This is a genomic window from Rhodococcus sp. S3, from assembly GCF_058211795.1.
Genome location: NZ_CM177074.1, coordinates 2,688,898 through 2,712,176, shown reverse-complemented (window position 1 = coordinate 2,712,176; position 23,279 = coordinate 2,688,898). Strand labels below are relative to the sequence as shown.

Below are 23,279 nucleotides of genomic sequence, written 5' to 3'. Positions count from 1 at the left end.
CGGTTACTACCGGAACCCCTACATATCGAACCGCGAGGCGACGGAGAGGCGTCGCACCTCTTCAGCGACAGCGGTAGTGACGTTCCAACGTTCGAAGCCATCGCCCCTGGCACCGAGGTGGGCGTGTTGACAGCGCTGCACATGGGCGTGGCATTGACCCAACATGTGACCTTGCACTGGCAGGACGACGAGGGCAAGGACCACACTTACAGCCATACGATGACGCTCTGAACCGAGTCCGGAACGGGTGCAGCGTACAACCCCTGCTCATCGCGTCCGCTACGGGGTTGCCTCGACGCCCGAACGAATGACGAAAGGGTGGCAGATGATCGTCTCATAAACGTGGCATTTAGACAGTCATCCAGCATGCAAACGGGACCGGGTCGACCCAGCTCCCGGCGTCTCACAAGTTTATTCTGAAACAACGTCTCGAAACATCGGTACAAGAACAACTTTCGGAACATTCAGACCGCGGGGGACGCGTCGTGGAGTCTCAGCGGCGCAACGCCGCGGCGGAGATCGGTAAGCCCGCCGCGGCGAGGCGGTCGCATACATCGGCCGGTGTACCGGGTGGGTTACGCCACGCTGCAGCAGTCGCGCTGATCGCCTGATGTACCCGCGCTCCGTCGAGCGTGAACAGGTCCATGACGAACTCGTCCGGGTGCAGGGCCTCGATGCCGAACTGGGCAAGTTCGGTATCGGGGAAGTCACGCAAGTTCGCGGTGACGATCACCTGCGCTGAGCAGCGGATCGCCGCGGCGAGCACATGCCGGTCGTCCTCATCGGGCAGCGTCAACGCCGGGATGAGCGCCTCGTACCCGGTAACCAGGCAATCCGGGACCGCTCGGTTCATCAGCTCCCGCAACCTGGCCAAGGTGTCGGTAGGGATGTCCGGCCGGTCGGCGGCGAGATTGCGGAACGTCTCGTCGAGAATTCGGTCGGTCCACCGGGCATGCACCAGCCCGGTCTGAGCCAGGCGAATCAGCACATCGCGAAGCACGTTCGGGTACAGCACGTTCGCGTCGTAGAGGACGGTGAAGGTCACGTCAGTAGAGTCCGAGGCCCTCGGACAGCGCGGCCAGCTCGTCCGCCGCCCCACGCGCACCGCGCTCTTGAAGGCGACGGTATTCGAGAAGCGACGATGCCAGGATTCGGCGATGCCGGCCTACCAGCCGATACCGGATGAGGCCTTGGTCGAGGAGTTTGATCACGTGCGGGCGCGAGACGTTGAGCAGCTCGGCGGCCTGCTGGGTGGTGAGCTCCGCATGCGCAGGGACCACGGTCACGCCCTGGCCGGCTGCCATGTTCGCCAGTACGTCTTTGATCAACTCCAGGGCGGAACTCGGCAGGTGCACGGACTCCGACGTGCCGGCGACAGTGACGTCGAATGTGTCGGTACTCGGTTTCACGTCCCGCAGAGCGTTCAGTGCCTGTCGCGCCTGTTCCTGCTCCACGACACTCGGATGTTCGATCGCGGACATACCCCACCTCCTCTAAATGCAATATACGCAGCAAGCGAAACAAACGCAAAAGTAGGCAATCTTCGACTTGTGAGTCCGTCACGGCGGAAGTTCGCATGGCTCGCTCGGGCGGATTCTCGGGTGTGCTGTTTGACGATCCTCAACCAGCACAGTTTCGAGTGCAGGACCACAGCGGGCAGCGACACCTCGCTTGCACCCAATGGTTGGTGCTCTGGTTGTCGAGTGAGATGTCAGCGGCAGCAGTTCGGGTCCAGCACCATCCGCAGGGCTTCGAGGGACTCGGCGCGGGCACGGTAGAAGACGTTCATCCCGCGGCGTTCGGATTCGACCATGCCGGCCTTGCGAAGCTGGCCGAGGTGGTGGCTGACGGTGGATTCGGCCAGGTCGACGCCGCTGGCGAGATCGCAGGTGCATACCTCACCGCCGTCGGCGGTGAGCAGGATCGACATGAGCTTGATGCGGACCGGGTCCGCCAGAGCCTTCAGGCGCAGTGCGAGTTCGAGAGCTGCGTTGTCGCTCATAGGTGCGGCCGAAACCGGTTCGCAGCAGATCGGGGCACTGACATCGATCACGGGCAGAGCTTTCGGCATACTTCAAGCTTAGCCACTTACTTGACATATGTCGAAAAGGTGGCGCATCCTGTACGCGTCCAGTATTTCGACATATGTCACACAGGTGGAGGATGTCATGTCCCGCGCACAACTCGCCCTCAACGTCGACGACCTGCAAGAAGCGGTCGCCTTCTACACGAAACTGTTCGGCACCGAACCGGCCAAACTCAAGCCCGGCTACGCGAACTTCGCGATCGCCGAACCGCCCCTGAAGCTGGTTCTGCTCGAAAACCCCGGCAAGGGCGGCACCATCAACCACCTCGGTGTGGAGGTCGAGTCGAGCGAGAAGGTCCACGCTGAGATCGCCCGCCTCACCGGCGAAGGGCTGTTCACCGACGAGGAGATCGGCACCACCTGCTGCTTCGCTACCCAGGACAAGGTGTGGGTCACCGGTCCGGCCGGGGAGAAGTGGGAGGTCTACACCGTCCTCGCCGATTCGGAGACCTTCGGTTCGAGCCCCCAGCACCTCGACGATCCGGCCGCCGCGGAGGGTGGCGTGTGCTGCGGCACCGCCGCCGCCCCGACCGAGGACAAGCAGGAGGCGCCGACCGCACCGTCCTGCTGCTGAACAACACCCCTCGATGTCGGCCACCGGATTCGGGTGGCCGACATCGGTGTCTTCAGCGACGGAGCCGGTCGGCAAGGTCGGTGACACGAGCGGCAATGTCGTCGCGGACCAACCGCATCCGTTCGATGCCGTCGATGCCGCGCTCGGACGGCTCGTCGGTGTCCCAGTTCTCGAACCGTGTCCCGGCCACCGGATCGAGACGGGCTTCGCGGCCGAGGGTGACCACGAGATCGACGTCCCGAACCAGGTCGGGGTCGACCAGTGTCGGAGTCTCGCCCGCGATGTCGACACCGACTTCGAGGAGCACTTCGGCCGCCAGGGCATTGATACTGGCGCCGGGCTTCGTACCGGCGGAGTGCACCGCGACGGTGTCGCCGGCGGCGGCTTTCATCAGGCCGGCGGCCATCTGGGATTTTCCGCCGTTCTTCACGCAGACGAACAGCACCGAGGGTGTGCTCACGGTCGAGGTCCTTTCACGCAGATCAGGTGTCGAGGTCGAGGTCGGCGACGGCGGTCTTGGCGGTGCGGCCGACGCCGAGGATGGTGGCCGAACCGGGACCGGTCCAGTCGCCGTACCCGAGCAGGTGCAGGCGCGGTTCCTTGAGTGATCGGGTGCCGGCGACCGGCACCGTGCCGGTGTGATCGCGCAGCCGCAACGGCCGCAGGTGTGCGAGGGCGGGCCGAAATCCCGTGGCCCACAGCACGACATCGGCGTGCTGGTGACGCTGTCCCCACGCGATGCCGTCGCGGGTGAGCCGGTCGAACATCGGTAGCGCGGTCATGACGCCACGGTCGCGGGCGGCAAGCACCTCCGGGACCATCACGATGTCCCCCAGTGCGGCGATGCCACCGGGATCGGGCCGTCCGGCGGCCAGCGCGATCGCCCGGCGGGAGGCGAGTTCGAACAAGGCCCGGCCGTCGACGCCGTCCGCCAGGAATCGTGGGGGCCGGTTAGTGACCCAGATGGTTCTTGCGGTGGTGGTGATCTCGGCGACGAGTTGAGCGGCGGAGTTGCCGCCCCCGACGATCACCACATCGGCGCCGCTGAACTCGGCCGGACTGCGGTAATCGACGGTGTGCAACTGCCGCCCGGTGAACACCTTCACACCTGGATAACTCGGGCAGAACGGCTGCTGCCAGGTACCGGTGGCGCTGATCACCCGACGCGTCCGCCACTGCCCGCGGTCGGTGTCGACGAGCAGGTCAGTATTGTCGCGCCGCACCGCCTGCACGCGCACCGGTCGCTCGATCGGCAGGTCGTAGCGGGTTTCGTAGGCGGAGAGATAGTCCACGACATGCCGTGCCGGTGGGAAACCGCCCGGCCAGCGGGGCATCGGCCACCCCGGCAGGGATGCGAATTCCGCCGGGGAGAACAGATGCAGCGACGGCCACATGTGCGGCCACGCCCCACCTGGCCGTTCCTGATCGTCGAGGATCACGAAGCGGTGCCCGGCCCGGCGCAGGTAGTAGCCGGCAGCCAGACCCGCCTGCCCACCGCCGATCACCACGACATCGACGTTCGTCATCGGAGAGCCTCGGGTCAGCGCGGGGTGGACGGGGCGGTCAACTCGGCGATGAGGGCTTCGACCTTGGCGCGGATGGCGTCCCGGATCGGGCGCACCGCCTCGAGGCCCTGCCCGGCCGGGTCGTCGAGCACCCAGTCGCGGTACGACTTGCCGGGGAACACCGGGCAGGTGTCCCCACAGCCCATCGTGATCACCACATCCGATGCCTGCACCGCCGCGGTGGTGAGGATCTTCGGGTTCTGACCGGAGATATCGATGCCGACCTCGGCCATCGCCACGACCGCGGCCGGGTTCACCTGCTCGGCCGGGGCGCTGCCGGCCGAACGCACCTCGATCCGGTCCCCGGCCAGAGCGGTGAGGAACCCGGCGGCCATCTGCGAGCGACCGGCGTTGTGGACACAGACGAACAACACACTCGGTGTGCTCACGGCTCAGACCTTTCGTGGCGCCGGCACCTGCGCCGACTCGTGACGGGTGAAGCGCTTCCGCAGGGCGAGTGAGACGTAGACCAGGGCAACCAGGACGGGAACCTCGATGAGCGGTCCGACCACCCCGGCCAGAGCCTGCCCGGAGGTCACCCCGAAGGTGCCGATCGCCACGGCGATGGCGAGCTCGAAGTTGTTGCCCGCCGCGGTGAATGCGAGCGTGGTGGTGCGTTCGTAGCCGAGGCCGATCGCGGCACCGAACAGGTATCCGCCGACCCACATGATCGCGAAGTACGCCAGCAGCGGCAGCGCGATCCGCACCACATCCAACGGGCGGGAGGTGATCTGCTCGCCCTGCAACGCGAACAGGATCACGATGGTGAACAGCAACCCGTAGAGCGCCCACGGCCCGATCTTCGGCAGGAAGGTGTCCTCGTACCAGGTGCGGCCCTTGGCTTTCTCGCCGAAGTAGCGGGTGAGGAACCCGGCGACCAGGGGAATGCCGAGGAAGATCAACACCGATTTCGCGATCTGCCACGGTGAGACGTCGAGGGCGGCCTGTTCGAGTCCGAGCCAGCCGGGGAGCACCGACAGGTAGAACCAGCCGAGCACGGCGAACATGATCACCTGGAAGACTGAGTTGATCGCCACCAGCACCGCCGCGGCTTCCCGGTCACCACAGGCGAGGTCGTTCCAGATGATGACCATCGCGATGCACCGGGCCAGACCCACAATGATCAGGCCGGTGCGGTATTCGGGCAGGTCCGGCAGCATCAGCCAGGCGAGCGCGAACATCAACGCCGGGCCGAGGATCCAGTTGAGGATCAGCGACGAGACCAACAGTTTGCGGTCGCCGGTGACGGTGTCGAGGCGGTCGTAGCGCACCTTGGCCAGCACCGGGTACATCATGATCAGCAGACCGAGGGCGATCGGCAGAGAAATGCCGTCGATCTCGATGAAACTCAGCGCTTCACCGAGTCCGGGAATCATCCGGCCGAGCAGCAGGCCCACGACGATGGCGGCGCCGATCCACACGGCCAGATACCGGTCGAGGGTCGACATCTTCCCGACGACCGCCGGGTGTTCGGTGTTCGTCGTGGTCATCGGGCCGGCTCCACGGCATCGTCGATCACAGTGCAGTCCGAACCCGGTAGGACCCCCACCTCGACAGAGAGCACGGCCGACAACTGGGCCAAGGCCGATGGGATCACCCGGTAGTACACCCACGTCCCGCGGCGCTCACAGTCGAGCAGGCCGGCCTCGCGCAGCACCTTGAGGTGATGTGAGATGGTCGGCTGGGACAGGTCGAAGGCCGGGCTGATATCGCACACGCAACTCTCGCCGCCCTGGTGGCTGGCGATCAGGCTCAGCATCCGCAGCCGTACCGGATCACCGAGAGCCTTGAACATCCGGGCCAGGTCTGCGGCCCAATCCGGCGTCAGTGGTTCCCGCGCCAGCGGAGCGCAACAGGCACCGCCCTTGGGATCTGCTTGTATCGACATACATCAATATTGACAGATATCGAATAGGACTCCAACTCGTCGGTTCTCATGGAGCCGTTCGTGGGCGATCCAGACCGTCGGCGCGGTATCACTACTACTTCAGGTGGCGATACAGCGTCGTGCGGCCGACACCGAGGATCTCCGCGATCTCGGTTTGACTCATCCCGTTGTCGCGCATCAGCTTCGCCTGCTTGATCTTCTTCGACGTCATCTTCGGCGGCCGGCCCCCGAGTCGGCCGCGGGCCCGGGCTGCGGCGAGGCCGGCCGAGGTGCGTTCGCGGATGAGATTGCGTTCGAACTCGGCGAGCGCGCCGAAAATGGAGAAGATCAGCTTGCCGCCGGCGGTCGTGGTGTCGATCGATTCGGTTACCGACCGGAACCCGATGCCGCGCTCTTCGAGGTCGGTGACCACTTGAAGCAGATGCGGTAGGGACCGGCCGAGGCGATCGAGGCGCCACACCACCAAGGTGTCCCCGGACCGAAGGTGAGAGAACAGGTCGTCGAGTTGCGGCCGGGCGGTGGTGGCACCGCTGGCGGTCTCGGTCCAGATCCGCGAACACCCCGCGGCCCTCAGCGCGTCGCTCTGCAGATCCAGGGTCTGATCGGTCGTCGAGACCCTCGCATAGCCCAAAAGTTCGGTCACAAGCTCGAAGTGTTCCATAACTCACCGACAAGCCTGGTTTTGAACCATTGGTTTTAGACATGAGTTTCGGAACAGACGTCGCGCCTGGTCGTCCTGTGATCTTCGGCGATAGATGGCACGGTTCTGAGCGGTGAGAACGGCATGGCCCCCGGGGCAGCAGCGGGCAAATGATCAGATCCACCTCTCGTACCGGTCGGCGGGCATCAACTTCGGGAAGAACTCCCTTCGTAGGTCGCGGATCAACGCGATGTAGTTCCCGCCGTCGGTCCGAGCGGCAGTTTGAAGACTCTGGAACGTGCCCCGCAGTGGATCGAATGCAAATGATTCGGAGGCATCTCGCACCGCGTACATCGCGATGACCGGCGCCGGAGCCGGACCGTTCTCCGGGATTGTGGTGTCGATGGTGGGGTCGTCCTGGAACGCCTGCCACAGCTGCTCAGGTTCGTCGCGGCCGAACGGGGGCGGCAACGTCCGGTGGCCGTCGTCGAGCGCGTCGAGTGCCGGCGCGATCCAATCCCTGTCGGCGATGCCGGCGATGGTGAAGGCTCGTCGGACAGCCCAGACGGTAATGCGCCGAAGTTTCGGCTCGCGAGCCCTCGCGATCGCGTCCGCAAGCGCGCGATCGACACCGGCGAGGTCGATCGCGTGGGGGCACCGGCTCAGTTTCTCGGACGGCGGTCTCCCACCCCATCGGATGGCCTCCTGCTTCGCCGCCTCGGCCATCTTCTCGTAGCCGACCCTCAGGTAGATGGTTGCGTCGGCGGCCGGATCGGGGTCCCACCACTGGCGGGTCGGATGTTCGACGATCTCCTGCTCCCACGCACTGTCCGTCTTGTGAAGCCGAACCATCCCATGTGGCCGATTCACCCGCCACACCTGCACCAGGTACTCCTCGGTGGGCTCGTCGACCTCGAGAGCCCAGTGCGTGTCCCGACCGCGACCGCACACCCGGAACCGATACAACCCGCGGCCGATGGCCAGCCGGTCGAAGTCGGGTAGCGTCTCCCCACCCAGGGTGATCACGATAAATGCCTTGGTCACCTTCACCGTGGCTTCCTCGACGACCTCCCACACGCACCGGTCAGCGTCGAAGGCCGGCTCGTTGTCGCAGACCTCGACGGTCAACGACACCGGACCGTAGGCGATGCCGGTCAGGACCGTGACGAAGTTCTGCCCGACCTCGATGACGCTGCCGGTCTCCGACGGTTCGTAGGTTTCCGCGGTCACAGATCCCAGGACGAACTGGTGATGATCCGCGACGGCCACGCCGGATTGGTTCATCAAGGCACGGTAGCGCACGAGGACTGCACCCTCTCCGAGGACAAACGGGTCAACCACCGCTCTGCTCGGTGCCCCTCACGTGCGATCCGCCGCGATCACTCAACACATCCGGTAGCGGGACCACCAGATCTGTCGATGTAGTGATCATGGCGGAGTTCAACCCTGGAAACGTACTGGCCGAACACCACTACGCGTTCACGTCACTCGTGACCACGTAAGACCCGCCCCGACCTCTGGCCGATACTTCCCTTGCAACAAGGCTCCGTTTGTAGTCAGTGTGGTGATCACATCACTGACCAGCGCTCCGAGCGAGGGCCACAACGCCTCGGAGCCCCCCATGCTGGTGCTGAACTCGATGACGCAGCCGCTCAGGTCGCCGCGGCGCGTGTCCACGACCAGCACAGCACCGGTGTTGTCTTCGGCGATCGGAATGAACTGTGGAAGGAAGCGATCCGCTGGTGATCCCGCCGGACGCTCGGCATCTGCTGCAACCGGAGGAAGATCGGCATTCTGTTCGACTACGAATTCTTCAGCGTCGAAGAACATCTGCCGCACCTCGAGCACACGACCCAGATCCACCAGCTCGAAAGCAGGAACCAGCTCGAAGCCACCGCTGTGCTGGGTGAACAGTGTCCGCAGGTCGGCAGTCCATCGGACCCCCGTCGCGCTCTCCACTTTCGTAACGTCATCGAGGGGTGCACCACTGACGATCGAGACATCGGCGACCAAGTCTCGCAATGCCTGCCACGCTGTCGCGAAACCCGCGGACTCGGCCCCGTAGCGAGAAGCCACCCCAACCGGTGTCCGGACCGATCGCTCTGATCGGGGTGGCGATTGCTCCGTCTGGGATCGGCGATGCAACCTCTCTCGGACTGCGCGCTCTGCGATCTCGTCGAACGACAGTGAACCGTCGAGACCTTCGATCTTGTAGTAATCGTCATCTTCGTCCTCGCCGTCGAGTTGAAGAGTCGCGCAACCGGCGAGGGTCCTGCCGAACTTGTCGGCCCAGGCATGTGCACGGTCTGCGGCATCACCGATGACATCCGGCAGGGCGCTGCTCGATGTGCTGCCTTTCAGAGTCACGAGTCCTCGGCGAGAATCACCTTCTTGGACTGAGCTGATGGTGATCCGCCAGTGCGTCGTCATGTGATCGAGTCTCCTTCGGTCCGGCTGGAGGCATGCGGTGACCAGCACATGACCGCGGTACAGGCCTCAAAGAATCAGCCGACACCAGCGCCGGTCTTCTCGTCTCACCAGGCCAGCTGCGGTTCTGTCGAATGTAGGACGGGAGGGCTGGATTGACAGGCTACTTTGACAGAATGTCGGCGCCGCTAACGGTCGCCGTTACAGGTAAGCGCAGGTGACACCGGTTTCGCCCTGACCGATCGTTGTCAATCTAGGCGGTCGAGCTTGTCAATCTTCGCTGCATCTCGACACCTACAAACAGGATGAATCGAGCAAATCGACCGTGGTGCTGTGGTCACTCCCTGTTCTTGCGGGGTCGAAGACGTAAATTGCCGTTTACGCACCATCGACACCAAATTGCCAGGTGAGACCATTTCTGCACCCGGGGATGCTGGAGCCTGCCGATCGTGTCCGCAGCCCCAGCAGAACCAGGGCGTCCGGAACTACTTCATGTGCCCTCATCGGAATTGTCTGTGGTGTCGATGAACAACTGCATCATCTCGAAGGACCGGTCGGCTGCGTCCTCGATGTTGAAGATGCGTTCGAGGAGGTCTTCGACGGGCAAAGGCTTGGGTATTTCCCGATACTGACTGTCGACGCGACCGATGCGGAGACGAGTGCTGGTGTCGATGCAGTCCAGAATCGATCGGACCGCCTCCCGCCCAGCCACCCAGGATGATGTTCCCAGTAGGTGCAGCACGCCGGCGATGGACACCCAGTCACGCATCTCACGGAGTTCAGCCAACAGTTGTTTTTCGAGAGTGTCTTGATCAGGCATTACGGCCTCTTCCGGGGCGAAGACGGACGGCAGCACGCACCCGACCGATTCATTCATCCCATACAACGGTGAAGCACCCGCCGCTGCCAGCATGCTCGAACCCGGTTCATTCCTGCCATACCGCCGTGAACTCGTACCACGTACCGTCGAGGGACTGTCTGAATAACGGTGGATCCGGGTTGGCCTGACACTGAACCGTCTCGGGTTTCTTGCCGCTCCTATATCGGTGACGGCTCCGGTTGTGGAGTCGACAGGTGAGCGTAGTACGCCGCCTCGAATTCATCCGGCGGGACGTATCCGAGACGGCTGTGCAGGCGACTGCGATTGAACCAGTCGACCCACTCCATCGTGGCGTACTCGACGTCCTCGACGGACTTGTAGGGACCCGGATGGAACGGGTTTCCCTTGGTGATCACTTCGGTCTTGAACAACCCGATCGTGCTCTCGGCCAGAGCGTTGTCGTATGCGTCTCCGACGCTGCCAATCGACGCGGCAATACCCTCCAGCACAAGGGTTTCCGCGAAAGAGATGGAAGTGTACTGACTGCCGGCATCGCTATGGTGGATCAACCCTGAGCCGACCGGGTGGCCCGTGTGGTCACGTCGCCACAATGCCATCTTCAAGGCGGTGGTGACCATCGCGGTGTCCTTGACGGTGGCGGCATGCCAGCCGACGATCGCCCGCGAGAAGCAGTCGATCACGAACGCGACATAGACGAACCCCGCCCAGGTGCGGCAATAGGTGAAGTCGGTGACCCACTTCCGATTCGGAACCTCGGCGGTGAAATCACGATCGACCAGGTCAGGGGCGCGGCGGCTGTCCGAGCCGCCGGGCATGGTGGTGCGGTGCCGACGGCCCCGGACCGCTCCGGACAGCCCTTCGTCGCGCATCAACCGGTCGACGGTGCATGCCGCGACGTCGTGGCCGTGTCTGCGCAGGTGCACGGTCATCTTTCGGCGACCGTAGAGACCTTCGGCGGTGCCGACGGTCTCACGCAGAGCGTTCGTCAGATGTGCATCGGCGACGGTCCGGCGGGATGGAGAAGCAGTTTTCCAGTTCCGATACGTGCGTGGGGCGACCTTGACGCCACGCTCGGTGAGCACGGCGCAGATCGACTCGACCCGGTGTCCTTGTGCACGCATCTGGTCGATGAACTGGCAGATCAGCGGCGGCGAGGGTCGAGCTCCCTCGCGAAGAAAATCGAGGCCGATTTCAAGATTTCGTTGGCCTCACGGAGGTCTCGGACTTCGCGTTCGAGCTCTTTGATTCGTTGCTGTTCAGCGGTGGTCACGCCGGGTGTCTTGTCGGCATCGATCAGAGCCTGGCGGGTCCAGGTGCGCAGCGACTCGACACCGACGCCGAGCTTCGGGGCGATGGCTTTGCACGCCGCGAACGGCGAAGAATATTCGTCGAGGTGGTCGAGGACCATCTTCACCGCTCGTTCACGCTGCTCGGCGGGGTAACGCTTGGACATGATGTGAATCGTCCCGGGTTTGATGCACACCTTCTTTCTTGGGAAGGTGAACCTTATGCCGAATGTCTATCCAGCCGAGGTACGGGAGAAAGCCGTGCGCCTGGTCCTCGAACACCGTGGTGACTACGCCTCGGAGTACGAGGCGATCCGCACAATCGCCGAACGGATGTCATTGAAGACGGAGACCGTCCGGGTGTGGGTCCGCAAGGCCGAAGCGGCCGGTGGTGGCACCCCGGCTGCGTCGGCGTCCGAGGCGGAGATCGAACTGCGCGCATTGCGCCGGAAGAACGCCGAGCTCGAGAAGACCATCGAAATACTCAAAGCTGCAACGTCTTTCTTCGCGCGGGAGTGCGACCCGCCACGCAAGTGATCTGCCGATTCATCGCCGAACACCGCGATGAGTTCGGGGTCGTACCGATCTGCCGTGTGCTCACCGAGCACGGGTGCCCGATCGCCCCGAGAACCTTCTACTCCTGGCGGGCGCGCCCGCTGTCGAAGCGCGCATTGTGGGACGCCACCATCACCGCGGTGCTGGCCTCGTACTACGTCGAGCGGGACGAGCACGGGAGACGCAAACCGGAGTCACTGTACGGGTCGCTGAAGATGTGGGCCCACCTGCGGCGACAGGGCATCGAGGTGGCCCGCTGCACCGTGGAGCGGCTCATGCGCGTGGGCGGGTGGCGCGGCGCCACCCGGGCGAAGAAGGTCCGCACCACCATCGCGGAGCCGTCGGCGCCGCGGCCGCCGGATCTGGTCGACCGGAACTTCCGGGTCGAGCGGCCCGATGCGCTCTACGTCGCTGACTTCACGTATGTGCGGATGGTGCCGTGCTTCGCGTATACGGCGTTCGTGATCGATGCGTTCGCCGGCACGATCGTCGGTTGGGAGGTGTCGACGTCGAAGGAAACAGCGTTCGTTCAACGGGCGGTGAATCAGGCCTGCATGCTGCGGTCGGTGCAAGGTAATCCTTTGCGCGGGAGCACTATTCACCACTCGGATGCAGGCTCGCAATATACGGCTCTGCGCTTCGGGGAAACCCTGTTCCTGCAAGGGCTTCGGCCGTCGATAGGGTCGGTGGCCGATGCCTACGACAACGCCCTCGCGGAGACGACGATCGGGCTCTACAAGGCCGAGTGCATCGCCGACGATTCCCCGTTCCGCAAGGGCCCGTTGCGCACCGTCAGTGACGTCGAGGAGGCCACCTCGGCGTGGGTGCATTGGTACAACGCCGGCCGGCTCATGCATCGTCTCGGGCGGATCCCACCGGTCGAGTACGAAGCCAAGTACTACGCTGAACACCGTGCCGATCAACCGGTCGCACACAAATGACAGTGTGTGCATGAGACCCGGGATGGTTCACCCACCAATCCAGCAGGGCGAACACGATTCCGGTGCACAACAGCACCGACAAACCTGCCACGATCAGCCCCGGTGGGCGTGCCGGGCGGCCGATCGGATCACGCAACACGAACGGCTGCCGCGGCGCCGGTGGCGTGTCATCGCCGTTCATGAGTCGAGTTTTGCACCTCAGCGCACCGAGTCACGTCATCTGGACGCGACTGGAATGGGTGATCCGCGTTCGGGAAGAGGTCCCAACACGGTCCGCTGCATCTCTTCCGCCAGAGCGAATCCCGCGCTGTAGACGGGCGCCCGGCACGACCGCGGTGTGGCAGGGTCGGATACGTGAGTGAGCACAGCGACGCTGGTCCCAGCGACCGGCAGCAGATGAATCGGCATGTCGACCCGAACTCGCAGTCGCTGGTGTGGCGGGTCGACGACGTACTCGACGACACCACCGGCGGCGACTGGATCGCCGACGCGCTGCCCCGTTTCGAGTACACCGTCGGATCGCTGGTGCCCCCGATCTACACGCTGTATTCACGGGTGCTGCATCCTGCCGCCCGGATCGACCCCGACACCGGGGAGCAGGTTCGGGTGCGCCGGGCCGAGGTGGCTGCCCATACCGGCGGGGTGATCCACCAAACCGTCGAGTGGGGTTCGCTGCTGCAGGCAGGTATCCACCGCGGTGTCGGGGACGGCCGCAACACCGTGTGGGACCAGGAACCCGACGAAGGTGATATCCCGGAAGAGCAGTTCGCGGCCCTGGCCGAGGTTCTCGTCGAGCACACCAGCACCCCGGACGAGTGCTGGTTCGGGTTCTGGGAAGGCCGCGCCGGCCAAGCCCTGCACCTTCCCTTTCCCGGACCGCTGCTCCGCCTCCCGATCCGGGACAACTTTCTGGTGCACGGCACGGTGCGCGATGCGGTGCGCACTCTCGGAGGGTGGGGTCCGAACCTGTGGTGGCCGCAGGACCGGGCATGGTTCGTCGCCACCGACATCGACCTGATGTCGACCTATATCGGCTCGTCCACCGACTGCGCCCGGGCGCTGGCCGCGCACCCGGACCTGGAGGTCATCGACACCAGCAACCTGCGGAAGGTCACGGGGTAGCCGTAGCATCCGCCGGAAATCGGGCGGATTTGGCGTATCCGACTGGTGGGCACGGGGTTTCGAGTTCGGCATGCGCTGTCGACTGGTTGGTGCTTGACTGCCGATGATGATGTTGGTCGGTGCTGGTGGAGGCTGGGGTCGTGGCGACGCGGATGTTCGCGGACGAGGAGTTGGAACGACTGCGGGGATTCCCGGAGATCAGCCGCGAGGAGCTGTTCCGGTACTTCACGCTGACGCCTGCGGATCTGGCGTTCGTGGATCCGGGCCGGGGCCGGGGCCCAGCCGAGCGGCTGGGCTTGGCGATCGCGTTGTGTACGCTGCCGTGGCTGGGATTCGTGCCGGATCGGCTGGTCACGGCTCCGCCGGTGGCGGTGGCTCGTGTCGCCGAGCAGTTGCGGTTGGATCCGGTGGTGATCGGTGCCTACGGCAGGCGAGCCAAGACCCGCACCGAGCATGTGCGCCTGGCCGCGCGGTACCTGGGATGGCGTGCGGTCGGTGCGCTCGAGTTCAAGGAGCTCGATGAGTTCCTGCTCGCGCGGGCGATGGAGCACGATTCCCCGACTCTGCTGTTCCGGCTGGCGTGTGAGTATCTGATCTCGGCGAAGGTGATCCGGCCAGGCCCGGTCACCGTGGTCGAGCGGGTCGCCCACGCCCGCCACCAGGCCCAGACCGAAACCTATGACCGGCTCGCTCACGAGTTCACTGCGGCGCGGTGCGCGGAGTTGGACGGCTTGCTTGTCACCGACGCTTCGCTGGGGATCTCGCGGTTGCGGTGGCTGTCGACCGGGCCGGTGGAGGCCTCGGCGGCCGCGGTCCGCGCCGAGGTCGACAAGCTGGGTTTCCTGCGCGGGTTGGGCGCTGATCGGCTGGATATGTCGGTGCTGCCCGCCGAGCGGCGCCGGTTTTTGGCCACGATGGGCCGGCGCCTGAGTCCGCAAGCGCTGCAACGTCGGGATCCGCAACGCCGGTATCCGATCCTGCTCACGGTGCTGGCCCAGTCCGGCACCGATGTCCTCGATGAGGTCGTGGCGTTGTTCGATCAGGCGATCTCGGTGAAATTCGGTGCTGCCGAACGGAAGATGCAGCAGCGGCTGGCCGAACGAGGGAAGACTGGAGAGGACCGTCAGGCGCTGCTGGACGATCTGTTGGAAATCGTCACCGACCCCGGCGTTCCGGATGAGGAGATCGGTGCGCTGATCCGCGGCGAGAAGATCGGGTGGGAGCGCCTGCGCGCGGCGATCGCCCAGGCCAAGCCCAGGTTGCCGCGTGATCACGGGCATCTGGCGGCGTTGGATTCCTCCTACAACTACCTGCGTCAGTTCACCCCCGCGGTGCTCGAAGCGGTGCGCTTCTGCGGCGGTACCGCCGCGACCGAGTTGCTGATCGCGGTGAACATGCTGCGCGAGTTGAACGCGACCGGGCGGCGCAAGGTCTTCGATGACGCCCCGACCGGGTTCGTGCCGATGAAGTGGCGCGGCTACCTCGACGAGGCCCGCAAATCCGGCAGCGCGACCGCGTATCGGCACTACTGGGAGTTGTGTGTGCTGCTCGGATTGCGTGACGGGTTGCGCAGCGGGGATGTGTTCGTGCCGGGCTCGCGCCGTTACGCCGACCCGGCCGCCTACCTGCTCACCACCGGGCAGTGGGAACCGCAACGCGTTGAGTTCTGCGGCCTGGTCGGGCGATCCGCCGATCCTGGCGTCGCGCTGGCCACCGTGGTCGCCGAACTGCACGACGCTCTCGGTGAGCTGGAGGAGGTGCTGGCCGGCGGGGACGGCCCGGTCCGGCTGGACGAGGGCGGGGATCTGGTGATCTCGCCGCTGAGCGCGGAAGATGTTCCCGCCGAGGCGATCACGCTCAAGGCCGAGCTGACCGAAATGCTGCCGTTCGCGCCGATCGTGTCGCTGCTGATCGAGCTGGACAAACGCACCGGCTACCTGGACTGCTTCACCCACGCCGGCGGTCAGGCCACCCGGACGCCGGAGCTCAAACGCAACCTGATCGCGGTACTGCTGGCGCACTCGACGAACCTGGGGTTGACCCGGATGGCCGAGGCGTGCGGAATCACCTACGACATCCTGGCCTGGACCGACGAGTGGTATGTGCGCGAGGAGACCCTGCGCGCGGCCAACCTGGTACTGGTCGGCTACCACCAGCGGCTGCCGCTGACCGCGGTGTTCGGCGCCGGAACACTGTCGTCGAGCGACGGGCAGCGTTTCCCGACGCGCGGTAAGTCGACCACGGCGCGGCCGTTGAGCCGCTATTTCGCCAGCGAGGGCCTGTCGACCTACACCCATGTCAGCGACACCCACGCCACCTACGGCACCAAGGTCATCGTGGCGACCAAACGCGAAGCCCACTACGTGCTCGATGAGATCCTGGGCAACGCCACCGATCTGCCGATCACCGAGCACGCCACCGACACCCACGGGGTCACCCTGGTCAACTTCGGGTTGTTCGACCTGCTCGGGATGCAGCTCTCGCCACGGATCCGGGATCTGGGGCGGATCACCCTGTACCGGCCGGGCCCGCGCGCCGAGGCCGAGGCCCGGTTCCCGCACGCGGGCCCGCTGATGACCCGCAAGGCCAACCTGGGTTTGATCGCCGAGCACTGGGACGATCTGCTGCGGTTGGCCGGATCGCTGAAGTTCGGGCACGCCACCGCGTCGCTGTTGGTCGGCAAGCTGTCGGCGTCGGGGCGGCAGAACACCCTGGCCGCGGCGCTCAAGGAGTACGGGGCGCTGCGGCGCACCATTTACGCCGCGAGATACCTCTCCGATCCGGACTACCGGCGCAAGATCTCGCGGCAGCTCAACAAGGGCGAGTCGCTGCACGCGCTGCGCCGCGACCTGCTCTATGCCCATGAGGGGATGATCCGGGCGCGCCACCTCGAGGACCAGACCGAGCAGGCCTGGTGCCTGACCTTGACGACCAACGCTGTGATCGCCTGGACCACAGAGTATTACGGGTTCGCTGTCGAGCAGATGCGCCGGACCGGGCAGCGTATCGATGACGAGGTCCTGGCCCACATCAGCCCGGCCCACAGTGCCAACATCAACTTCTTCGGCGCGATCGAGGTCGACATCGACGCCGAGCTGGCCCAGCTGGGCCCGACCGGGTACCGGCCGCTGCGGGTGCGCGACACCTTGTTCTGACCGCGCGGAACCGGGGCCCGTGGTTACGGCGTGGCGATGTCGATAGCGGTGTCTGCTGGCGTGGGTGTTCGGTGGGCGGTGAGGAAGTTGTCGACGAGCCGGGTGCAGTCGTCGTGGTCGATGCTGCGTAATCCGGTGAGACGGGCGAACACGATCGGGCCGAGGAGTTCGATGATGGCGAAGGTGGTGTCGAGCTCGCCGAGCATCGCGCGGGCCTCGGGACTGGTGAGGATCTGGTCGAACGGGTGGCGGTACTGCTCGATGACGCGCGCGCGCAGCGAGGTGACCGCGGCCGGGTCGGGGTGGTCCTCGCCGATGGAACCCATCGCCAGCCAGGCCAGGGTGGTCATCTGCACCGGAGCCTGTTCGATGAGGTCGGCCTGGCTGGCGAGCAGCGCCAGGAGCCGCTCACGCACGGGCCCGGTGCCGGTCGGTGTGTCGACCTGGGGAAGTAGTCGTTCGAAAGTCGCCGCGAGCAGCTGGGTGGTGCTGCCGAAGTGCCGGTAGAGGGTGGCGCGGGCGACCTTCGACACGCGGGTGACCGCCTCGACGGTGACCGCCTCGACACCGCCGGTGGACAGCAGATGGGTGGCCGCGTCGAGCAACCGGTTGCGTGAGCGCGCCAGTCGCGGATCGGCCTGCTCGTCGTCCGCGGCGAGCGGGTCGGTCGCCGCCGGGCCTGGGTCGGTCATGGACGCGCCTTCCTCCGAATTCGTGTCGTTGAACTCTTGATATGGGTGAACTCTATCCCACCCCCAACCACTATGATACGAATGGTCTCGTACAGATACCGTTGGTCTTCAAAGTCGGGGAGGTGCCGGTGGCCACACCCGGAACGGACACCGTCGAGATCGCCCGCTGGACCAGGGCCCAGTGGTGGATGCTGGCGGTGTCGTGCCTGGCGGTGGCGCTGGTGGTCGCGGCGATGGCGGCGTTGTATTCGGCGTTGCCGCAGATCGCGCTTGCGACCGGGGCCACCCAAGCCCAGCTGACCTGGATCGTCGACGGCTACACGCTGGTGCTGGCGTGTCTGGTGCTGCCCGCCGGCGCCGTCGGTGACCGTTACGGGCGCCGCGTGGTGCTGGTGGTGGGGTTGGTGGTGTTCGCCGCCGCCTCGGCGCTGCCGCTGCTGCTGTCCGACCCGGCCTGGTTGATCGCGACGCGCGCGCTGGCCGGGGCAGGCGCCGCGCTGGTGATGCCCTCGACGCTGTCGATCCTCACTGCAGGGTTCGCCCCCGCTCATCGCGGCCGGGCGGTGGGGATATGGGCCGGGGTCGCCGGATCCGGGGCGATACTGGGGATTCTCGGTGCCGGGGTGCTGCTCGAACGATGGTCGTGGCTATCGGTGTTCGTAGGGTTGACCGTGGCCGGGGCGGTGCTGGCGGGGTTGGCGTGCACCATCGCCGAGTCCCGCCAGCGCGAGCATCCGCAGGTGGACTGGGTGGGCGCGGTGGCGGTGGCGGTCGCTGTCGCGGCGATCGTGTTCGCCGTGATCGAGTTCCCCGCGCGCGGCTGGGCCGACCCGCTCGTCGCCGCCGCCGCCGGGGTCGGCGTGGCCGCGACGGCGGCCTTCGTGGTCGTCGAGCTGCGCTCGGCGGCGCCGCTGCTGGATGTGCGGTTGTTCGCCCGCCGTGGTTTCGGTGCCGGGTCGCTGTCGGTGACCATCCAGTTCCTGGTCACCTTCGGGGTATTCCTGCTGCTTGTGCAGTACCTGCAGCTGGTCTTCGGTTACGGGCCGCTGGCCTCGGCGCTGGCGTTGGCGCCGATGGTGGTGCCGCTGGTCGTGATCTCGGTGATCGCGCCGTGGCTGTCGAGCCTGGTCGGGTTACGGGTGATGACCGTGGCCGGCCTGCTCACCATCGCCGCCGGGCTGGTGCTGGTGAGCCGGCTGACACTCGCCGCGCACTACCTCGACCTGCTGTGGCCGCTGCTGATCATGAGCGCGGGCCTGGGATTGTGCACCGCGCCGGCGACCTATGCCATCGTCGCCGACACCCCCGAGGCCAAACACGGGGTCGCCGCCGCGGTCAACGACGCCGCCCGCGAGATCGGCGCCGCGATCGGGATCGCCGTGGCCGGCAGCGTGCTGGCCGCCGGCTACACCCACCGCATCCAGCCCGCCCTGCCCCAGTTGCCCGAGCCCGCCCGCGGCCCGGTCGCCGATTCCCTGGCCGCGGCGCTGCAGGTCGCCGACCAGGCCGGACCGGTGGCCGCACCGCTGGCCGAGTTCGCCAAGGCCGCGTTCGTGCACGGCAGCGGCCAGGCCGCGCTCGCCCTGGCCGCCCTCACCACCGTCGGGGCGATCGTGCTGGCAGTACTGGCCCCCGGCCGCGCACCACGCCGCCGATACATCTCGACCATTTCCCCCGCAAAACACGCTCCCTTCTCGTGAAAGACGCCCGTCATGACGGCCTATCGCACGATCATCGTCGACACCGACGGATCCGACCGCTCCTACCGTGTGGTCGACCACGCCGCCGAACTCGCCCACGCCACCCACGCCCGGCTCCTGATCATCTGCGCCCGCCACCACATCGACGCACGTGAGCTCGGGGCGGACCTCGACCGGCTCGGACCCGACGCCTACCAGCTACGCGGCACCACTCCCACCGAGGCCATCCTGCGGACCGCCCACCAGCACGCCCTCGCCCACGGCGCCACCGACATCGAAACCCACATCCTGTCCGAACCCGCCCCGCACGCGCTGCTGCACCTGGCCGCCGCCACCGGCGCCGACCTCATTGTCACCGCCGATCCCCACCGGCCACCGCTGCTGGCCCGGCTGCTGACTGCCCCACCGATCGAGCTCGCCCGCAAAGCCCACTGCGACATCCTCTTCACCACCGCACGGTAGACACACCCCACAGAAAGCGCCCATGACCGAGAACACACCCAGCACCTATACACCCGAGCCCCGACAGGTCCCGGACTGGATTCCCGCCTTCCCTGTGCTCGCACCCGACTCCGCCGACCTGCCACCCCACCACGACCACTGCCTCGGCTGCGGACCGGCCAACCCCCACGGCCACCAGCTACGCGCCCGCCGCGACGCACACGGCGTCCACGCCCACCACCGCTTCGACTCTCGCCACGTCGGCGCCCCCGCGATCGCCCACGGCGGCGCGGTCGCCACCGTCCTCGACGAACTGTTCGGACTCTTGCTCTACACCGTCGGGGAACCCGCGGTCACCCGCCACCTTGCCATCGACTACCTCGCCCCGATCCTGCTCGACACCCCTTACACCCTCCGCGCCCACATCCACGCCCGCGACGGCCGCAAACTCCACCTGCAAGCCACCATCGAAAACGACCACGCCCACGTGATCACCACCGCCACCGCCCTGTTCCTCACCGTCGACGTCAACCACTTCCTCACCCACAACACACCCCCACACACCGATAACACCCCCTGACCTGTTCCGTAACCGGATCGGCCACCGGAACACCACGCAGAGCCAACGTCGGCCCAGCTCACCGGTGTTCCGTAGAGGTGTTCCGCTGACTGTGCCGGTCAACCCCCGCTATCTGGAACACTTTCGGCATGGGTGAGCCGTTCCGCGTCGGATACTGCCGCTGCTCCACCGACGAACAAGACGTCGAGATCCAAACCGAGCAGCTATTGGCGCTCGGAGTGCCGCGTGAGCGGATCTTCATCGACAAAGGGTTCTCCGGGACCACCCGCAAGAACCGGGCCGGGCTCGACAACGCACTCGCCGCCGTCACCTCCGCCGCGGCGGCCATCGACGGGCGACAGGTAGTGCTGACCACGCCGAAGTTCGACCGATTCGCACGCAACATGGCCGAAGCAGGCCAGACCCTGACCGAACTGCGCGAGCGCGAGGTGCTGTTCGGACTCGGGAGCTCGATCTACGACTGGAACGACCCGTTCGGCAAGCTCTTCCTGCAAACCTTGGCCATGGTCGCCGAATTCGAGGCCAACCTCAACCACCTACGCACCCGCGAGGGCATGGCCAAGGCCCGCGCGAAAGGCAGGCTCAAGGGCAAGCAGCCGAAACTTCCTCTCACGGCACGGAAAACAATCCACCGCCGCTACCACGACCCCGCCGACGACGCGAGCCTGGCGGACCTGGCCGAGGAATACAGCGTCGGCCGCTCCACCATCCACCGCATCGTCAGCAGTGCTGCACCACGAGCCTGAGAATTCACCAGCCTGTCGTCAGGATCCCGCTACTTTGCACTTCCTGACAACCTTGGGTTGCGGGCCCTTACGTCCCACACGAGTTCTGGCCCGAATCGGATCGTCGGCGAGCTGGGCGGATACGCCGCGCCCGCCAGGAGCCGGTGGCGAGACAGACGATCGTTTCGACCCAACAGGCCGAGCGGATCACCGACCGGGCACTACGCCATATCCGCCCGATTTTCGGCAAATGCTACGGCTACCCCGTCACCTGGGACAGTGACGAGATCAACCCGCTCCCGCCGCGCCCCTACGGGCAGTAACCCGCGACGGTGACCTGCGCGTCGGCGCACCCGACTTCCGTATGTGAGACGACGATCGTCACTCGTCCTCGACCGGGTGCACGCGCACCGCCACAAACGCGAAGCCCTCCACTGGACCACTCGGTTTCTGCCACTCGAAGGTGACTTGTTGGCCAGGGGTGAGTTTTCTGAAGCCCGCGACCTCGACCTCGCTGAAGTGCACCCAGCAACCGCCGGGGGTCTGTTCGCAGTCGATGACGCCCCACCCGTCCTCGCTGTTCCAGAATCGGACGATGCCTCGGGACGTCATCTCCCGATGATGCACTACATGCGCGCCGCTCACAGAGGCGGCGGCGCAGGCGGGTGGCGTACCTCGTCTACGCCGCCTCAGAGTTGCCTGCTGAGGCCGAGGCAGGACCGGAGCGAGGTGCGCACCGAGGTGGTCGTGTCGGTCCGGACCAGGGAACCGCGGGCATGGAACGGTGAGCAGGTGAACACAGGTGACCACGACGATGTCCGCATCCCCAGCACCCGTGCTACCCGAATCCTGCTGGCCGGCGCGGTTCTCGGCGTGGCGTCGGTACTGGCGGTGGGGTGCGGGTCCCCGTCGTATCCCGGTGAGCCGCTCGAGACACTGCCAGCTCACACGGCCGGCGCGGTGTCGCTCGGAGGTCTCGGTGTGGAAACTTTCGGTGGCCGCACCCTGGTGTTCGCCTTCGACGACGACGGCACCGTGCTCGGTCGTATCGAGGGCGAGCGTGTCGATGCCACGCGGGTGCTGTTCTCCGCCGATTCGCTGGTGACCGTCACCGGTGAAGCGGTGACGGTACTGACCGAGCAGGGGCGCACCGACATCCCGATCGACGAGCACACGATCTCGGCGTTCTCCCACAATCCCGTCAGTGGGGCTGCGACGGTGTGGTTCGTCCGGGGCCGAGCGAACAACTTCGTTGCGATCGGCGCCGATCAGCAGGTCCGGCACGGGTCTGTCGACGGCATGGTCCACACCGCGGCGTATTGCGGGGACCGGCAGTTCGCGATCATCGAGAACATCTCGACGGCAACCGGTCCGCGCACGAGCCGGTTCTACGAACTGCTCTCCTCGGGTGAGCTGCAGTTGCGGGGACAGTGGCAGACCGAACCCGAGCACAGCTGGGCGTCGAGCACCTCGGTGTGCACACCGGACGGTCGCTCGGTCCTGGCGTTCAACGCCGATTATTCGGCAGCGAGCATGAACGCAGGCGGACCGGCAATGGCGCTGGTGTCCATCGACATCGACACCGGCATCCCCCAGTACACGACCTTGCAGATGCCGGAGGTAGGGGACGGGGTACTGCGGGGAACCCTGAGCGTGAGCGAGGACCGGTTGTACTGGATCAACCCGGACAAGCAGGTGCTGTCGGTTCCGGTGATCGGATCCCCGACGGTGATCCACGAATGGACCGTGCCCGGGGCCGCCGACACCACGACAGTGTCCGTGCACGATGCAGTCGTCACCGCAATCGACCATCAGAATCAGCCGGTGCTCTCGCGCTACGACCTGCGTACCGGTATCCCGATCGGGGATCCGGTCGAGTTGCCGTGGCTCGACTCGATCATCGGCTCACCGGCCGGTGACACGATCTACACGCTGGGCAGCGTGGCCGGGACGCCGTGAAAGATCAGTCCTGACGCAGTCACCGGCCCCGATCTGCGACGCCGGAGCAGCACCGACACTTCTGGTCGCCACGACACTCGATCCATTCCGGCTCGTGTCGGC

The 23,279-nt window shown here is 65.9% G+C and carries 24 protein-coding genes and 1 other annotated feature; of the genes, 9 read left to right on the top strand and 15 right to left on the bottom strand.

Annotated elements, in window-relative coordinates; translation table 11 throughout:
• Window positions 1-493: 493 nt before the first annotated feature.
• The 3 genes from AC0LPE_RS12755 to AC0LPE_RS12745 form a co-directional block, all read right to left on the bottom strand.
• Window positions 494-1,045, bottom strand: a complete 552-nt coding sequence (locus tag AC0LPE_RS12755) for a VapC50 family PIN domain-containing toxin (RefSeq protein WP_490604595.1) — start codon at window positions 1,043-1,045, stop codon at window positions 494-496.
• Between the two features lies 1 nt (window position 1,046).
• The gene (locus tag AC0LPE_RS12750; RefSeq protein WP_452584963.1) at window positions 1,047-1,481 is read right to left on the bottom strand and encodes a helix-turn-helix domain-containing protein; all 435 of its coding nucleotides are present in this window, start codon (window positions 1,479-1,481) and stop codon (window positions 1,047-1,049) included.
• Between the two features lie 230 nt (window positions 1,482-1,711).
• Complete coding sequence (locus AC0LPE_RS12745; protein ID WP_230825425.1) at window positions 1,712-2,071, bottom strand: Rv2640c family ArsR-like transcriptional regulator; 360 nt, start codon at window positions 2,069-2,071, stop codon at window positions 1,712-1,714.
• Between the two features lie 97 nt (window positions 2,072-2,168).
• Between AC0LPE_RS12745 and AC0LPE_RS12740 the strand changes: the two genes are divergently transcribed.
• The gene (locus AC0LPE_RS12740; protein ID WP_230825422.1) at window positions 2,169-2,660 is read left to right on the top strand and encodes an ArsI/CadI family heavy metal resistance metalloenzyme; all 492 of its coding nucleotides are present in this window, start codon (window positions 2,169-2,171) and stop codon (window positions 2,658-2,660) included.
• Window positions 2,661-2,712: 52 nt separating this feature from the next.
• Here the strand turns inward: AC0LPE_RS12740 and AC0LPE_RS12735 are convergent, their stop codons facing one another.
• The 10 genes from AC0LPE_RS12735 to AC0LPE_RS12690 all read right to left on the bottom strand — a co-directional run bounded on the left by AC0LPE_RS12735 (window position 2,713) and on the right by AC0LPE_RS12690 (window position 11,474).
• Window positions 2,713-3,120, bottom strand: a complete 408-nt coding sequence (locus AC0LPE_RS12735; RefSeq protein WP_230825419.1) for an arsenate-mycothiol transferase ArsC — start codon at window positions 3,118-3,120, stop codon at window positions 2,713-2,715.
• A 22-nt stretch (window positions 3,121-3,142) separates the two neighbouring features.
• Window positions 3,143-4,186: an ArsO family NAD(P)H-dependent flavin-containing monooxygenase gene (locus AC0LPE_RS12730; protein ID WP_230825418.1), complete on the bottom strand. Its 1,044-nt coding sequence runs from the start codon at window positions 4,184-4,186 to the stop codon at window positions 3,143-3,145.
• 14 nt (window positions 4,187-4,200) lie between these two features.
• A complete protein-coding gene (locus AC0LPE_RS12725; protein WP_256062354.1) occupies window positions 4,201-4,614 on the bottom strand; it encodes an arsenate reductase ArsC in 414 nt (137 codons plus the stop codon).
• A 3-nt stretch (window positions 4,615-4,617) separates the two neighbouring features.
• Window positions 4,618-5,715, bottom strand: a complete 1,098-nt coding sequence (gene arsB / locus AC0LPE_RS12720) for an ACR3 family arsenite efflux transporter (RefSeq protein WP_230825415.1) — start codon at window positions 5,713-5,715, stop codon at window positions 4,618-4,620.
• The gene (locus AC0LPE_RS12715; RefSeq protein ID WP_230825412.1) at window positions 5,712-6,113 is read right to left on the bottom strand and encodes an ArsR/SmtB family transcription factor; all 402 of its coding nucleotides are present in this window, start codon (window positions 6,111-6,113) and stop codon (window positions 5,712-5,714) included. Before AC0LPE_RS12715 ends, arsB begins: the two co-directional genes overlap by 4 nt.
• A 94-nt stretch (window positions 6,114-6,207) precedes the next feature.
• Entirely contained in the window at window positions 6,208-6,756 is a 549-nt protein-coding gene (locus AC0LPE_RS12710) for a recombinase family protein (protein ID WP_421096666.1), read from the bottom strand.
• Between the two features lie 171 nt (window positions 6,757-6,927).
• The gene (locus AC0LPE_RS12705; RefSeq protein ID WP_490604594.1) at window positions 6,928-8,037 is read right to left on the bottom strand and encodes a transposase; all 1,110 of its coding nucleotides are present in this window, start codon (window positions 8,035-8,037) and stop codon (window positions 6,928-6,930) included.
• 195 nt (window positions 8,038-8,232) lie between these two features.
• On the bottom strand, window positions 8,233-9,183 hold the full coding sequence (locus AC0LPE_RS12700) for an SMI1/KNR4 family protein (RefSeq protein WP_490604593.1): 951 nt from the start codon (window positions 9,181-9,183) through the stop codon (window positions 8,233-8,235).
• 487 nt (window positions 9,184-9,670) lie between these two features.
• The gene (locus AC0LPE_RS12695; protein ID WP_490604592.1) at window positions 9,671-10,057 is read right to left on the bottom strand and encodes a hypothetical protein; all 387 of its coding nucleotides are present in this window, start codon (window positions 10,055-10,057) and stop codon (window positions 9,671-9,673) included.
• Between the two features lie 161 nt (window positions 10,058-10,218).
• A protein-coding gene (locus AC0LPE_RS12690; RefSeq protein ID WP_487764536.1) for an IS3 family transposase occupies window positions 10,219-11,474 on the bottom strand; the annotation gives its coding sequence in 2 pieces (ribosomal slippage) (window positions 10,219-11,201 and window positions 11,201-11,474; 1,257 coding nt in all).
• A gap of 55 nt (window positions 11,475-11,529) precedes the next feature.
• Here AC0LPE_RS12690 and AC0LPE_RS12685 point away from each other — a divergent pair.
• The 3 genes from AC0LPE_RS12685 to AC0LPE_RS12675 all read left to right on the top strand — a co-directional run bounded on the left by AC0LPE_RS12685 (window position 11,530) and on the right by AC0LPE_RS12675 (window position 17,080).
• Window positions 11,530-12,803 (top strand): IS3 family transposase gene (locus AC0LPE_RS12685; RefSeq protein WP_265572591.1). Its coding sequence is split into 2 segments (ribosomal slippage): window positions 11,530-11,806 and window positions 11,806-12,803, totalling 1,275 coding nucleotides; the frame shifts between segments, so codons are not numbered across the junction.
• Window positions 11,802-11,933, top strand: a sequence feature (AL1L pseudoknot). (Overlaps the previous gene by 132 nt.)
• A 354-nt stretch (window positions 12,804-13,157) precedes the next feature.
• Complete coding sequence (locus AC0LPE_RS12680) at window positions 13,158-13,925, top strand: hypothetical protein (RefSeq protein ID WP_490604591.1); 768 nt, start codon at window positions 13,158-13,160, stop codon at window positions 13,923-13,925.
• A gap of 140 nt (window positions 13,926-14,065) precedes the next feature.
• Window positions 14,066-17,080 (top strand): Tn3 family transposase, encoded by a 3,015-nt coding sequence (locus AC0LPE_RS12675; RefSeq protein WP_039583599.1) that lies wholly within the window; start codon window positions 14,066-14,068, stop codon window positions 17,078-17,080.
• A 23-nt stretch (window positions 17,081-17,103) separates the two neighbouring features.
• Here the strand turns inward: AC0LPE_RS12675 and AC0LPE_RS12670 are convergent, their stop codons facing one another.
• A complete protein-coding gene (locus AC0LPE_RS12670; RefSeq protein ID WP_006554624.1) occupies window positions 17,104-17,772 on the bottom strand; it encodes a TetR/AcrR family transcriptional regulator in 669 nt (222 codons plus the stop codon).
• Between the two features lie 128 nt (window positions 17,773-17,900).
• Here AC0LPE_RS12670 and AC0LPE_RS12665 point away from each other — a divergent pair, with 128 nt between their 5' ends.
• The 4 genes from AC0LPE_RS12665 (at window position 17,901) to AC0LPE_RS12650 (ending at window position 21,239) form a co-directional block, all read left to right on the top strand.
• The gene (locus tag AC0LPE_RS12665) at window positions 17,901-19,472 is read left to right on the top strand and encodes an MFS transporter (RefSeq protein WP_039583601.1); all 1,572 of its coding nucleotides are present in this window, start codon (window positions 17,901-17,903) and stop codon (window positions 19,470-19,472) included.
• A 12-nt stretch (window positions 19,473-19,484) separates the two neighbouring features.
• Complete coding sequence (locus AC0LPE_RS12660; protein WP_129978100.1) at window positions 19,485-19,934, top strand: universal stress protein; 450 nt, start codon at window positions 19,485-19,487, stop codon at window positions 19,932-19,934.
• 22 nt (window positions 19,935-19,956) lie between these two features.
• Window positions 19,957-20,493, top strand: a complete 537-nt coding sequence (locus AC0LPE_RS12655) for a PaaI family thioesterase (protein WP_129978101.1) — start codon at window positions 19,957-19,959, stop codon at window positions 20,491-20,493.
• Between the two features lie 128 nt (window positions 20,494-20,621).
• Window positions 20,622-21,239, top strand: a complete 618-nt coding sequence (locus AC0LPE_RS12650; RefSeq protein ID WP_006553200.1) for a recombinase family protein — start codon at window positions 20,622-20,624, stop codon at window positions 21,237-21,239.
• Window positions 21,240-21,599: 360 nt separating this feature from the next.
• On the opposite strand, the gene AC0LPE_RS12645 is transcribed toward AC0LPE_RS12650, so the two are convergent.
• On the bottom strand, window positions 21,600-21,830 hold the full coding sequence (locus AC0LPE_RS12645) for a cold-shock protein (protein WP_229581135.1): 231 nt from the start codon (window positions 21,828-21,830) through the stop codon (window positions 21,600-21,602).
• Between the two features lie 180 nt (window positions 21,831-22,010).
• Between AC0LPE_RS12645 and AC0LPE_RS12640 the strand changes: the two genes are divergently transcribed.
• Window positions 22,011-23,177, top strand: coding sequence for a hypothetical protein (locus AC0LPE_RS12640; RefSeq protein ID WP_229581137.1), 1,167 nt, complete (start codon window positions 22,011-22,013; stop codon window positions 23,175-23,177).
• Window positions 23,178-23,279: the final 102 nt, after the last annotated feature.

What these genes read in the sequence shown, in the direction of transcription:
- AC0LPE_RS12750 (WP_452584963.1), bottom strand. Translation starts at nt 1,481, where the DNA reads ATGTCCGCGATCGAACATCCGAGTGTCGTGGAGCAGGAACAGGCGCGA.
- AC0LPE_RS12745 (WP_230825425.1), bottom strand. Translation starts at nt 2,071, where the DNA reads ATGCCGAAAGCTCTGCCCGTGATCGATGTCAGTGCCCCGATCTGCTGC.
- AC0LPE_RS12740 (WP_230825422.1), top strand. Translation starts at nt 2,169, where the DNA reads ATGTCCCGCGCACAACTCGCCCTCAACGTCGACGACCTGCAAGAAGCG.
- AC0LPE_RS12730 (WP_230825418.1), bottom strand. Translation starts at nt 4,186, where the DNA reads ATGACGAACGTCGATGTCGTGGTGATCGGCGGTGGGCAGGCGGGTCTG.
- arsB (WP_230825415.1), bottom strand. Translation starts at nt 5,715, where the DNA reads ATGACCACGACGAACACCGAACACCCGGCGGTCGTCGGGAAGATGTCG.
- AC0LPE_RS12715 (WP_230825412.1), bottom strand. Translation starts at nt 6,113, where the DNA reads ATGTCGATACAAGCAGATCCCAAGGGCGGTGCCTGTTGCGCTCCGCTG.
- AC0LPE_RS12705 (WP_490604594.1), bottom strand. Translation starts at nt 8,037, where the DNA reads ATGAACCAATCCGGCGTGGCCGTCGCGGATCATCACCAGTTCGTCCTG.
- AC0LPE_RS12700 (WP_490604593.1), bottom strand. Translation starts at nt 9,183, where the DNA reads ATGACGACGCACTGGCGGATCACCATCAGCTCAGTCCAAGAAGGTGAT.
- AC0LPE_RS12695 (WP_490604592.1), bottom strand. Translation starts at nt 10,057, where the DNA reads ATGAATGAATCGGTCGGGTGCGTGCTGCCGTCCGTCTTCGCCCCGGAA.
- AC0LPE_RS12670 (WP_006554624.1), bottom strand. Translation starts at nt 17,772, where the DNA reads ATGACCGACCCAGGCCCGGCGGCGACCGACCCGCTCGCCGCGGACGAC.
- AC0LPE_RS12660 (WP_129978100.1), top strand. Translation starts at nt 19,485, where the DNA reads ATGACGGCCTATCGCACGATCATCGTCGACACCGACGGATCCGACCGC.
- AC0LPE_RS12655 (WP_129978101.1), top strand. Translation starts at nt 19,957, where the DNA reads ATGACCGAGAACACACCCAGCACCTATACACCCGAGCCCCGACAGGTC.
- AC0LPE_RS12650 (WP_006553200.1), top strand. Translation starts at nt 20,622, where the DNA reads ATGGGTGAGCCGTTCCGCGTCGGATACTGCCGCTGCTCCACCGACGAA.
- AC0LPE_RS12645 (WP_229581135.1), bottom strand. Translation starts at nt 21,830, where the DNA reads ATGACGTCCCGAGGCATCGTCCGATTCTGGAACAGCGAGGACGGGTGG.